A 12569-nucleotide genomic window follows, 5' to 3' on the forward strand; every position below is an offset into this window, starting at 1 on the left:
TTCCGAATTTCCGGTCTCGTAGACTACCTGTCGACAGCGACGTGTCTCGTCGACCTCTTGCGGTCGCAAACCGACTGACCGCCGCCGAGCGGCCGCGCAAGCTATTACCGCGCGCAGTCCTGAGAGCGTGACATGGACAGCCGTGACAGTGCGGCGTTTGGGTGGGCCGCGGCGGCAGCGGTGTGGCTACTCGGGATCCTTGTGGTCGCACCGCTCGTCGGGGGCCACCCGCTCGCGGTCGCCGCCCAGTTCGTGATCGAGGCGGCGCCGGGGCCGGTCGCGACGGTCGCCATCGAGATGCTCGGGTCGCTGGCCCAGCCGGCGCTAATGGCCGGGATCGCGATCCTCGTCGTGGCCGGCGCTGCCGGGATCGCCGCGTTCGCCGATGGGTACGAAATGAACCGCCGTCAGCGGCAGCACCTCAGAAACGGGATGGCGCTGCTCGTCGTCGTCCTCACGGCGGCCGGGTTCCGCGCCGCAGGCGACGGGATATTCTGGCGGTGGGCGCTCGCGACGGCGCTCGCGCTCACTGGGCCGGCCATTCTCCGGTTGTTCCGCGATGGGGGGCGACCTGCCGTCGGTCGACGCCGGACGCTACGGAACGTCGTCGGCGCCGCGGGCGCCGCGGTCGGCGGCGGGCTGGCAGCGCGGTCGATCGGCGGCGAGCGAACGGGCGCGGGGCCGCGGCCCGGCGAATCGCTCGACGCGGTCGCGGAGAAGCGGGATCAGGGGACGACGACGCCCGACACGGGGTCGGCGACGCCAGTGGCCGACCGCGGGACAGTCGAGAACCGCCGAAAGACCGAGAACGTCGTGGTCTCGGTCGCCGACACCGAGGCCCCGTTCGGGTACGATTTCGCGGGGATGCCACCAGCAGTTGGAAACGCCGAGGACCACTACGTCGTGGACAAAGCCGTCTCGAATCCGAACGTCGACGCCGGGCGATGGTCGCTGTCGGTCCGCGGGGCAGTCTCGGAGTCGTTCGAACTCGGCATGTCTGACCTTCTGGACCACTCGGAGGCCAGGGATATGACGGTCACGACGGCCTGTATCTCCAACGACGTCGGCGGGAACCTCATCAGCACCGTCGAGTGGCGAGCGGTGCCGGTGCGCGCGCTGCTGGAGGAAGCGGGCGTCGCCGACGACGCCGTCGACGTGGTGACGCGGGCGGCGGACGGCTACACCGAAGCGATCCCCTGGGAGGGCGTCCGGGACCGCGAGGACGTGGTTCTCGCCGTCGGGATGGACGGGCAGACGCTCCCGAAGGAACACGGGTTCCCCGCGCGGCTCCTGATCCCCGGCCGCTACGGCATGAAATCCACCAAGTGGGTCGAGGCGATCGAGGTCAGTACCGACGACCACGAGGCCTACTGGGAAGCCCGCGGCTGGGTCGAAGAGGCGGTCGTCAACACGCTCTCGTACGTTCGGGCAGTCCAGCGCCGCGGGGATCGAGTCGCGGTCGGCGGCGTCGCCTACGCCGGACGCCGCGGGATCGACCGCGTCGAGGTGAGCCTCGACGGCGGTGACTCGTGGACCGACGCCGACCTCGAAGCGCCGCCCTCTCCACACGCCTGGCGGCGGTTCCGGATTGTCGCAGACTTGCCCGATTCCGGCCCGAAAGACGTCGTCGTTCGTGCCACGGACGGGGAAGGGGACCGACAGACTCGCGAGGAGACCGGTCCCCATCCCGGCGGGTCGACGGGGTGGCACTCCGTGACCGTCTCGGTGTGAAGAGACACCGGCGTCCGACCCCTGTGACCTGTCGAATGGAGTCGGAGTTTTAAGCCCCCAGTGGGTGAACGACTGGACATGGACGAAGGCGACACCCTCGTCAACGCGTTCGTTGGGGCAGTGGTGACGGCAGTGGCGAGCTCGTTCCTCCCGTTCGCGCCGGTGCTCGGCGGTGCGCTCGCCGGATACTTTCAGGGCGGGACCCGCTCCGACGGCGCGAAAGTCGGTGCCATCTCGGGCGCGATCGCGCTCGTTCCGGTGGTCGCCATCCTCTTCCTGATCCTCAGTTTCATCGGCTTCATCTCGCTGGGGAGCGCTGATGCTATCTTCCCGTTCGCCTTGGGCAGCGTCATCGTAGTGTTCATCTCCGTAGTGATGGCAGTCTATACGGTCGGGTTCAGCGCCCTCGGCGGCTGGCTCGGCAACTACATCAAGTACGACACCGACATCGAACTCTGATCGATGCCGGACGGCCGGGGCGACGGCAACCGCGACGGTCCGCTCTGGGACGCCGGCTACGGCGCTATCGTCACGCTGGCGCTCTCGGTGATCCCGTTCTCACCGCTCGCCGGCGGTGCCGTCGCGGCGTACCGAAGCGAGGGCGGGTATCTCGACGGCGTCGGTCTCGGGCTGCTCGCGGGCGTCTTCGCGGCGCTGCCGCTCGCGCTCCTGCTGGTGCCAGCGATCCGCGCGGTTGCGTGGCTCGGTGTGGGCGTCGCGCCGTCTTCCTCCGCCTACCCGGTCTTTCTCGCGCTCGTCGCGGCGATGTTTCTCGCGTACACGGTCGGGCTGTCGACAGTCGGCGGCGCGGTCGGGGTCTGGGCGCGGCGACACACCGACTGGGACCTCGATCCGGCCCGCTGGCTGTAGTCGCGGGCGTTCGGAAACCCCTAACTCCCCGCGGGTTCGAGGGGCGGGCATGGTTACCGCGAGCGCGCCCGGGAAGGTCTACCTCTTCGGGGAGCACGCAGTGGTGTACGGCGAGCCGGCGGTGCCCTGTGCCATCGACCGCCGCGCGCGGGTGACGGTGGAGGAGCGCGACGACGACCACCTGCGGGTGCACGCCGAGGACCTGAGCCTCGACGGCTTCACCGTCGAGTACGGCGGCACGACCGACGCGGACCCCGACGTGAACGTCCCGCAGTCGCTCGTCGAGGCGGCCACGGGGTACGTCGACGCCGCGGTCGAGCAGGCCCGCGAGGCCGCAGACGCCCCGAGGGCGGGCTTCGACATCACCATCGAGAGCGAGATCCCGCTCGGGGCCGGGCTTGGGTCGTCGGCCGCAGTCACCGCGGCGGGCATCCTCGCGGCGGCGCGCGAACTCGACACCGATCTCTCCTCGGAGGAGGTCGCCGATCGGGCGTACCGTGCCGAACTGGCCGTTCAGGAGGGCAACGCCTCGCGGGCGGACACCTTCTGCTCGGCGACCGGGGGCGCAGTGCGCGTCGAGGGCGACGACTGCCGGTCGCTCGATGCGCCGGAACTCCCCCTGGTCGTCGGGTTCGACGGCGGCGCCGGCGATACGGGCGCGCTCGTCGCCGGCGTCCGCGAACTGAAAGACGAGTACGACTTCGCCGCCGACACGGTGGCTGCCATCGGCGATCTCGTTCGCGCGGGCGAGGAAGCCCTCGCGACGGGCGACATCGAGGAACTCGGACAGCTGATGGACTTCAACCACGGGCTGCTCTCGGCGCTCGGCGTCTCCTCGCGGTCGCTCGATTCGATGGTGTGGGCCGCCCGGGACGCGGGCGCGTTCGGGGCGAAGCTCACGGGCGCCGGCGGCGGCGGATGCGTCGTCGCGCTCGACGACAGCGCGGAGACCGAGACGGCCCTCCGTTACCTCCCCGGCTGCGAGGAGACGTTCCGGGCCGAACTCGACACCGAAGGGGTCCGGGTCGAATGACGACCGTCCTCAAACTCGGCGGCAGCGTCGTCACCGAGAAGGACACGCCCGAGACCGTCGACGAGGACGCGCTCGCCCGCGCCGCGTCGGCCGTGGTCGACTACGACGGCGACCTCGTCCTCGTCCACGGCGGCGGAAGCTTCGGCCACCACGCCGCCGCCGAACGCGGTGTCAGCTCAGACGAAGGTACCCGATCGGCCGCGGACGCGGTCGCGATCCACGACGCGATGGGTCGGCTCAACAGCGCCGTCCTCGACGCCCTACACGCCGAGGGAGTCGAGGCCCTCCCGGTCCGGCCGCTGTCCGTCGCCAGCCGGGACGCTCAGGGCGACCTCTCGCTGCCGACGGGGAGCGTCGCGACGATGCTGGAGGAGGGGTTCACGCCCGTTCTCCACGGCGACGGCGTCGTGCAGGCGGGTTCGGGCGTGACGATCACGAGCGGCGACGACCTCGTCGTCGCGCTCGCCCGCGGGCTGGAGGCCGACCGCGTCGGCCTGTGTTCGACGGTACCCGGCGTCCTCGACGCCTCGGGCGCGGTAATCGACCGCGTCGAGCGCTTCGCCGACGTGGCCGACGCCGTGGGTGCGAGCGACGCGACGGACGTGACCGGCGGCATGGCCGCCAAGGTCGAGAAACTGCTGGCGCTGTCGGCGCCGGCGCACGTCTTCGGCCCCGACGGGCTGTCGGCGTTTCTCGCCGGCGACTCGCCCGGGACGGTCGTCGACGGCGCGGAGTGACGTTCGGGCCCGGCGCAGCGAGGTCGCCCTGCCCGCTCGACGGTGAGAACGCGGGCCTTCCGGCGGCGGACCGTCGTAACCTATTAGGTCGGGCTATGCAATGAGAGTGATATGACATCGGTTCCCCGCCGATCGGCGTTTCGTTACGGCTTCTACCTCTTCTCGTACTGGCTCGTGTTGCTCGTCGTCTGCGCCGCGCTGGTCGCCGGCGGCGGCTGGTTGCTCTCGGAGCAGGTCCAGACCGGCAGCGTCGGCGCGAACGAGGACGGCGCCGTGGCCGCGGTCGCCGGCTTCGCGGTCGTGCTCGGCGCGCTCGTCTTCGGCGCCGGACAGGCCGGACTCGCCTACAAGCTCGTGGCCGACGCGACGACCGTCGGGGTGGCCCGGGCGGTCCCAGCGGATCCGGCCGCTGCCGCGGACGACGCGACGGACGGTGACTCCACCGGAGCCGAGGCCGACCACGACGAGAGTACGACCACCGCTCCGAGTGCGAACAGCGACGATCCGCTTCAGTCGGGCAGCGACCGGGACGACGAACGGCCCGAACCGGAACCGCGGACGCAACACCGCGCCGAGGCCCGCACTGGCCCGGAATCTGGGGAATCGACCGAGACTGGGGAAACCGACCCCGCGGAGTCTTCGGGAACGACGTCGACCCCCGACGAACCGGACCAGACGGAGCGGACCGTCACTGACGAGACGCCGTCGACCGGTGAAGCCGCGGCGGGTGCTGCGGCGGGCGGATCCTCGGCCGCTGGAGACGACCCGCCCTCCCGAGAGACGGCCGAATCCGGGCCGGGCGGAAGCGAGTCGGTCGAGACGGAACAGGACGAAAGCGACGACCCGTGGACCCCGGACGATTCGGCGGAGCGGGACGTTTCGGACCCACGTGACCAGTCGGCCGACGTGATCGACGAATCGGCCGGAGAACGGACGGAACCGACGGTAGGTGACGACAGTGGACTCGGCGAGCCGGTCGGGGACGGTACGTTCGCCGAGTCGGCCGACGACGATCCGTTCCACGAGCCGGTCGATGCCAGCGGGCTCGACGACGGGGACGCCGGCGAGACGGGGGCCGTCGGCGCCGAGAGCGACGACACAGCGCCAGAGGAGGCTGCGTTTCGGGATTCGCCGGCCACGGAATCGACGAGCGCGGAACCGGCGGCTGAGGCGCCGAACGCGGAACCGGCGGCCGAAGACCCGGCCACGGACGGTCAGAGCAGCGGAGCGGCCGGAGACGACGCCGCGGACGGCTCGGTCCAGTCGCCGGAGGACGTGGCGAGCGACAGCGAGATCGCGGAAGAACTCGGCTTCGGACAGGGCGGCGGGCCCCCTCGCCGCGGCGAACCGGCGCCCGAGGGAACGGAGATGAACGACGCGGGTTTCCACGGTAGCGACGATGCCGACCCCGAACCGGACGACGCACTGGAGTCCGCGCCGACGAGGGTCGACCCCGACGCGGTCGGGCAGGCGGACGCCCACGCCGAGGAGCCCGAACCCCCTGCGGCCGCGGAGACAGACGACGCGAACGACTGGAACGACTCCGACGGGGCGGACTCGGATCCGCTCGCGCCGGCCGAATCCGGTTCCAGCGCTGCCGATCCCGGTTCCGGTGCTGCCGATCCTGACTCCGACGAAGGCGGAGAAGCGGATCCGACGGAATCCAGCGCGGACGGCGAGCATAGCCCGTTCGCACCGGACTCGGACGGGGAAACGGACCCGCTCGCGCCGGACTCCCGCGACACCGCAGATCCGCTGGCCCCGGACACGGACGACTCGTCTGACCAACGGGCCGGCGACGCCGACGATGGGTCGGATCCGCTGGCGCCGAGCGGAGGGGCGGACGACGACCCGCTGGCTCCCGACACCGGCGGCGAGTCGGATCCGCTGGCGCCGGCGACGGACGAGTCGCCCGCGACCGGCGAGGAGAACGGAGAACCGTCCGTCGCTGACGATGATACGGCCGCGCGCGACGATTCGGCGGCCGGTGCAGTGGGCGATGGGAGCGACGATGATACCGAGGCGGACGACGGGGGCACGAGCGGCGGCTGGACCACGGGCCCCGGGCACATCGGCGACGAAGAGTGACAGGCTTCGGAGACGAGTCGTACGCTTTTTAAAACCTCGCCGTATAGATGGGTATAACCGAGTATACGGCCGCCCGGGTCGCGGTAGGGGCGGCCGGCTGACGCATCGGACGCCGATGCGGACTGGGTTCCGACCGTCACTGGTGACGCGCGGGCTGGGGCGCCCCCGGCCTGCGAGTCGGCGGACCGTGACGGTCCGGAACACACCAGTCACGCGAGCGTCCACTGTTCGCCGGTCGCCACCGCCTCCGCGGGCGAGCCTTCCTCGGAGTGCAAACCATGGAAATCGAAATCGCAACCATCGGCGGCTACGAGGAAGTCGGCCGCCAGATGACGGCAGTTCGCGCAGGCGACGACGTCGTGGTGTTCGACATGGGCCTCAACCTCTCGAAGGTCCTCATCCACGACAACGTCGAGACCGAACGCATGCACAGCCTCGACCTGATCGACATGGGCGCGATCCCCGACGACCGCGTCATGTCCGATCTGGAAGGTGACGTGAAGGCCATCGTGCCGACCCACGGCCACCTCGACCACATCGGCGCCATCTCCAAACTGGCCCATCGCTACGACGCACCCATCGTCGCGACGCCGTTCACGATCGAACTCGTCAAACAGCAGATCAAGGGCGAGGAGAAGTTCGGCGTCCAGAACGACCTCCAGAAGATGGAGGCCGGCGAGACGATGTCGATCGGCGACAAGAACGAACTCGAGTTCGTCAACGTCACCCACTCGATCATCGACGCGATCAACCCGGTCCTGCACACGCCCGAGGGCGCTATCGTCTACGGGCTGGACAAGCGCATGGACCACACGCCGGTCATCGGCGACCCCATCGACATGGACCGGTTCCGCGAAATCGGTCGCGAGGGCGAGGGCGTCCTCTGTTACATCGAGGACTGTACCAACGCCGGCAAGAAGGGCCGCACGCCCTCCGAGTCGGTCGCCCGCAAGCACCTCAAGGACGTGATGTACTCCCTGGAGGACTACGACGGCGGCATCATCGCCACTACCTTCAGTTCCCACATCGCGCGGGTCACCTCGCTGGTCGAGTTCGCCGACGACATCGGGCGCCAGCCCGTCCTGCTCGGCCGCTCGATGGAGAAGTACTCCGGCACCGCGGAGCGACTCGACTTCGTCGACTTCCCGGACGACCTGGGGATGTACGGCCACCGCAAGTCCGTCGACCGCACGTTCAAGCGGATCATGAACGAGGGCAAGGAGAACTTCCTGCCCATCGTCACCGGTCACCAGGGCGAACCGCGCGCGATGCTCACCCGCATGGGCCGCGGCGAGACCCCCTACGAGATCGACGACGGCGACAAGGTCATCTTCTCGGCGCGGGTCATCCCCGAGCCGACCAACGAGGGTCAGCGCTACCAGTCCGAGAAACTGCTCGGCATGCAGGGCGCACGCATCTACGACGACATCCACGTCTCCGGCCACCTGAACAAGGAGGGCCACTACGAGATGCTCGACGCGCTCCAGCCCCAGCACGTCATCCCCGCCCACCAGGACCTCTCCGGCTTCTCGGACTACGTCAACCTCTGCGAGAGCGAGGGGTACAAGATGGGCCGTGACCTGCACGTCACGAGAAACGGCAACATGATCCAGCTGGTCGAGTAACATGAGCGGGCAGTCCCAGGCGGCCGTCGAACGGGCGATCGCCGCGCGCCGCGAGCGGGTCAACCAGGCCATCCCGGAGGAGCTGCCGATCGACGAGCCCGAGCGCCTCTACGAGGCCTCCCGGTACCTGCTCGACGCCGGCGGCAAGCGGCTCCGCCCGACCGTCGTCCTCCTCGTCGCCGAGTCGCTGGCCGACGTGGACGCCGACCCCGAGACCGCCGACTACCGGTCGTTCCCGGCCGACGGCGACGACGTCGACGTGCTGAAGGCCGCGGTGAGCGTCGAAGTCATCCAGTCCTTTACGCTCATCCACGACGACATCATGGACGACGACGACCTCCGTCGCGGCGTCCCGTCGGTCCACCGCGAGTACGACCTCTCGACGGCGATCCTCGCCGGGGACACCCTCTACTCGAAAGCCTTCAAGCACCTCCTCGAAACCGGCGCCGAGCCCGAGCGCACCAACTCGGCGCTGATGCAGCTCTCGACCGCGTGCACGAAGATCTGCGAGGGCCAGTCTCTCGACATCGACTTCGAGTCCCGCGACGCAGTCGCGACCGACGAGTACCTCGAGATGGTCGAACTCAAGACCGCGGTCCTGTACGCCGCGAGCGCGGCCATCCCCGCGATGTTGCTCGGCGCCGACGACGAGACCATCGACTCGCTGTACGGCTACGGCCTCGACGTCGGCCGCGCGTTCCAGATCCAGGACGACCTGCTCGATCTGACCACCCCCAGCGAGAAACTGGGCAAGCAGCGCGGCTCCGACCTCGTCGAGGGCAAGCAGACGCTCATCACGCTCCACGCACGCGAGCAGGGCGTCGACGTCGACAACCTCGTCGAGACCGAGTCCGTCGAGGCAGTCGACGAGGCCGAGATCGAGGCCGCCGTCGACCGACTGCGGGAGGCGGGCAGCATCGACTACGCCCGCGAGACCGCTCGCGACCTCATCGCCAGCGGCAAGGACAATCTGCGGGTGCTTCCCGACAACCCCGCCCGCGACCGACTCGAAGACATCGCCGACTACCTCATCGAGCGCGAGTACTAGCTCGCGTCCGAGTCGGTTTCACGGTTCTCTCGCTTTCTCCGACTCACGGCCGCAGGTCGGCAGTGGCTGCCGACGCACGGCCGAGTCCGGTCACGGTTCGGTCCACGAATCGAGGCCGTATGCATCCTCGACGAGTTCTCCGAGCCGTCGGACGAACCGGGTCGCGGCTGCACCGTCGACGACGTCGTGGTCGACGGTCACCGTGAGGTGGAGGAACTCGCGGTTCCGGACGTCCCCGTCGACGAGTCGCGGTTGCTCGCCGATGCCGCCGACGGTCAACTGCACCGTGTAGTTCGTGGGGCTGATAGCCCACCCACCGCCGCGACCGAACATCCCCACCGAGGTCACCGAGGCGGTCCCCGCCGTGTCCTTCCAGCGGCGGGGGAACCACTGCGGGAGCCGCCAGACGAGCCGCCGGACAGGTCCGGGGAGCCGGAGCGCCAGTTCGGCCAGTCGCGAGAGTTCCGCGGGATCCGGCGACTTCTGTGCGGCCCGGATATCGTCGTGGAGCGACCGTAGCGACCGTCGATTCGCTCCGCGAAGGACGTGCGGGACGCCGATCCGCTCGCCGCGGATCTCCGTCTCGACGAGCACGTTCACGTCGACGTCGTCGAAGACGTGCAGTCGTCCCCGCCAGTCACGATACGCGTTCAGACGGGGGTGGTCCTCGATGGCGCGTCCGAGACAGTTCACGAGGAACGCGGTGAACGAGACGTCCTCGCCCGTTTCCGCTTCGATGGTCCGGATGGCGCTTCTCGCTTCGGTGACGTCGATCTCGACGAGACCGTGGACGTTGCTTCGCCGCCCCGCCGCGCGCATGTAGTCGACCGTCCCGCGTCGGCGGCGCGAGAACGGTTCAATTCGGTCGCCGCGCTCACTCATACGTCCCGTAGGTCGCGGTTCGGCAAGGCTTTTGAGTCCACGTGACAGCGGTGACCGATCCGTCCGGCAGAGGCGATGTCGGACCGGAGGAACTTCTATGTTAGACGAGAGACACCTCTCCATGGTCGCGATTGAGCCGTCGTACTGTCACCAGTGCGGGGCAGAGTTAGGTACGCGACAGATCGACGGGAGAGCACGACGGTCGTGTCCCGAATGTGGCCACCTCCACTTCCGGGACGCCGTCCCGTCGGTGGATACCATCGTTCGCAGGGGGACGGAGGTCCTGCTGATAGACCCCCCGGGTGACGGCGCCTGGCAGTTGCCCGGTGGCCACCCCGAGTTCGACGAAGAGCCCTCACGTGCGGCAGTTCGGGAACTCGAAGAGGAGACCGGACTCGCGGCGAGCGAGTCCGACCTGGAACTCCTCTCGGTCGTCCACAGCGCACTGGGGGAGGTTCACTACAACATGATCACGTACACCCTGGACGTTTCGGCCACGGACGGGAGCCCCGCCCCCGGTGAGGAAGCGTCGGAGGTCGCGTTCTGGTCCACGGACCGAATACTCTCGTCCCCGGAGCAGACGCGACAGATCGACCGGCGGGTGTTGCGAAAAGCCCTCGACAGAGTGTGAATCTCCGCCGGACGGGCCGAACATCGAACACACCCCGCGCGGGAGGCGCGTCTCGTCCTGAACGCTATCCCCGGTGTTCCGTTCGGCCGGCCGCGGGACGTGACAGGTCCGTCTCCGTGGCGTCGCCGCGGAGGTAGTCGTCGAGCGTGCGGAGCGACTCGGGGTCACGACCGAAGGCGGTCACGTCGTTGTCGTCGACGGTGTTGTTGAGGCGGAGCGACCGGTACTGGTCGGCGCCGAAGGGGACAACGGGGACGAACCCGGCGAGCGTCAGGCCGATTCGCGCGAGGGGCATCGGGACGGGCAGGACCACGGTGGACTTGCCCTCGGCGCGGTACACCGCCCGAGTCACGTCGGCGAGCGTCAGCGCCTCGGGCCCGCCGAGTTCGTACGTCTGGCCCACGTGGCGGTCGTCGGTCACGCAGTCGGCGAGCAGCGGCGCGAGGTCGCCGACCCAGATGGGCTGGAAGCGCGTCTTCCCGCCGCCGGGCAGTCCGGTCACGTACGGCGTCGTCAGGAGCTTCGTGAACCCGACGAACTCGCCGCCGTCGCCGAAGACCACAGACGGGCGGACGATCGTCCAGTCGAGATCCGACTCGCAGACGAGTTCCTCCGCCTCGCCTTTCGCCCGTAGGTAGGCCGTCGACGCCTCTGGGCCGGCCCCGAGCGCGCTCATCTGGACGAACCGGCCGACGCCGCGGTCCTCGGCGGCGGCGACGAGGGTCGCGGTCCCGCCCCGGTGGACCCGGTCGTGCGCCTCATTCCCGCCGTCGGGTTCGAACAGCGGCGAGAGGGCGACGAGGTTGACCACTGCGTCGCGGCCGTCGACCGCCGCCGCGACGGACTCCCGGTCAGTCACGTCGCCCGCGACCGTCTCGACCGCGTCGTGGAGCGATGCGTCGTCCAGGTTCCGGGCCATCGCGGTCACGTCGTGGCCGCGGTCGGCGAGCGTGCGGCAGAGTTCGGTGCCGACGAAGCCGGTGCCGCCGGCGACGAGTACGTTCATACGTTCAGATGGGGCGGCGACGACCTTCACGTCATTCGCTGGCGCCGACGACAGGGGCTGTCGCTAGCGACGAGGCGCGGTTGAGCGGGGCCCGATCAGAACGGGCCCGGGCCGTCGACTTCCCGCGCATCGCGGCGGTACTTCTCGAACCGGTCGACGGCCCACGCCCGGAGGTCGGGATCGGTGCCGTCGATGCAGGCCCGGAGGTGGCCGTCCCCGTCGTAGGCGAGGACGAACGTCCGGTCGTCGGTGATCGTCAGGCCGACGTTGACGGGGTCGTCGGTCTCGTAGAGCGAGAACGAGGGGACCGCGACGACCGTGTCGAACTTCGCGGGGTTCCTCTCGCGAGCGGCGGCGACGCGGTCGGCGGGGAGAACGAGGTCGGTGCTCGCTCCCGTGCGGACGAGCTTCGCGTGCGGCCGCTCGAAAATGCGCGAGAGCACCGGCGAAACCATCCTGACTCGGTCGGTCGAGAGCGACCTGACGGCGTCGACGTATCGGGTCACGGGCTCCTGCGGGTGGTCGGGGTCGGCGGAGACCACGGTCGCGTCGGCGAGCCACGCCGGGTCCGGGGCGTCGTCGCCGTCGGGGAGGTGCTCGTAGAACCCGGCCAGGTCGTCGATCAGGGCGATCCGGTCGAGGCAGTCGGCGTAGGTCTCGCGGACGAGGCGGCCGCGCGTCGTCAGGTGGTACGCGCCGTCGCGCTTCTCCGTCCAGCCGCGCTCGGCGAACTGGGCGAGGTTGCGCTGGGCGCTCCTGCCGGAGACGTCGAGCGCGTCGGCCACGTCCCGGGGCGCTGCGGGCTCCTCAACGAGGTACTCGAGGAGGGCGAGGCGGTCGGGCGAGCCCGCGAGGAACGCGACGACTTCCCGTGCCATGTCCGGGGGTCCAACGGGGAAGATGAAAACTGTACCGTCC

Annotated in this window: 12 protein-coding genes; 9 read left to right on the top strand and 3 right to left on the bottom strand. The window is 69.7% G+C overall.

What is annotated here, in order from left to right; all coding sequences use genetic code 11:
- The first annotated feature begins 132 nt into the window (after window positions 1-132).
- From AB2U09_RS22900 to idsA3, 8 genes are all read left to right on the top strand, one after another.
- A complete protein-coding gene (locus AB2U09_RS22900; RefSeq protein WP_459195061.1) occupies window positions 133-1731 on the top strand; it encodes a molybdopterin-dependent oxidoreductase in 1599 nt (532 codons plus the stop codon).
- Window positions 1732-1809: 78 nt separating this feature from the next.
- Window positions 1810-2190 (top strand): DUF5518 domain-containing protein, encoded by a 381-nt coding sequence (locus tag AB2U09_RS22905; RefSeq protein WP_459195062.1) that lies wholly within the window; start codon window positions 1810-1812, stop codon window positions 2188-2190.
- A gap of 3 nt (window positions 2191-2193) precedes the next feature.
- A complete protein-coding gene (locus AB2U09_RS22910) occupies window positions 2194-2601 on the top strand; it encodes a DUF5518 domain-containing protein (protein WP_459195063.1) in 408 nt (135 codons plus the stop codon).
- Window positions 2602-2650: 49 nt separating this feature from the next.
- Entirely contained in the window at window positions 2651-3634 is a 984-nt protein-coding gene (mvk, locus tag AB2U09_RS22915; protein ID WP_459195064.1) for a mevalonate kinase, read from the top strand.
- A complete protein-coding gene (locus tag AB2U09_RS22920) occupies window positions 3631-4371 on the top strand; it encodes an isopentenyl phosphate kinase (protein WP_459195065.1) in 741 nt (246 codons plus the stop codon). The genes mvk and AB2U09_RS22920 overlap by 4 nt, the downstream gene beginning before the upstream one ends.
- A gap of 111 nt (window positions 4372-4482) precedes the next feature.
- Window positions 4483-6459 (top strand): hypothetical protein, encoded by a 1977-nt coding sequence (locus AB2U09_RS22925; protein ID WP_459195066.1) that lies wholly within the window; start codon window positions 4483-4485, stop codon window positions 6457-6459.
- Window positions 6460-6737: 278 nt separating this feature from the next.
- Window positions 6738-8084 carry an RNase J family beta-CASP ribonuclease gene (locus AB2U09_RS22930; protein WP_459195067.1) on the top strand — a complete coding sequence of 449 codons (1347 nt, stop codon included), beginning with the start codon at window positions 6738-6740 and terminating at the stop codon, window positions 8082-8084.
- A gap of 1 nt (window position 8085) precedes the next feature.
- Window positions 8086-9132, top strand: coding sequence for a geranylfarnesyl diphosphate synthase (gene idsA3 / locus AB2U09_RS22935; protein WP_459195068.1), 1047 nt, complete (start codon window positions 8086-8088; stop codon window positions 9130-9132).
- Window positions 9133-9222: 90 nt separating this feature from the next.
- On the opposite strand, the gene AB2U09_RS22940 is transcribed toward idsA3, so the two are convergent.
- The gene (locus AB2U09_RS22940; RefSeq protein ID WP_459195069.1) at window positions 9223-10014 is read right to left on the bottom strand and encodes a 2-oxo acid dehydrogenase subunit E2; all 792 of its coding nucleotides are present in this window, start codon (window positions 10012-10014) and stop codon (window positions 9223-9225) included.
- A 97-nt stretch (window positions 10015-10111) separates the two neighbouring features.
- Here AB2U09_RS22940 and AB2U09_RS22945 point away from each other — a divergent pair, with 97 nt between their 5' ends.
- Complete coding sequence (locus tag AB2U09_RS22945) at window positions 10112-10645, top strand: NUDIX hydrolase (protein ID WP_459195070.1); 534 nt, start codon at window positions 10112-10114, stop codon at window positions 10643-10645.
- Window positions 10646-10709: 64 nt separating this feature from the next.
- Here the strand turns inward: AB2U09_RS22945 and AB2U09_RS22950 are convergent, their stop codons facing one another.
- Together AB2U09_RS22950 and AB2U09_RS22955 are read right to left on the bottom strand one after the other, a co-directional pair.
- Window positions 10710-11651, bottom strand: a complete 942-nt coding sequence (locus AB2U09_RS22950; RefSeq protein ID WP_459195071.1) for a complex I NDUFA9 subunit family protein — start codon at window positions 11649-11651, stop codon at window positions 10710-10712.
- Between the two features lie 95 nt (window positions 11652-11746).
- A complete protein-coding gene (locus AB2U09_RS22955; protein ID WP_459195072.1) occupies window positions 11747-12529 on the bottom strand; it encodes a helix-turn-helix transcriptional regulator in 783 nt (260 codons plus the stop codon).
- Window positions 12530-12569 lie beyond the last annotated feature (40 nt).

Source organism: Halosimplex yunnanense (assembly GCF_054504345.1).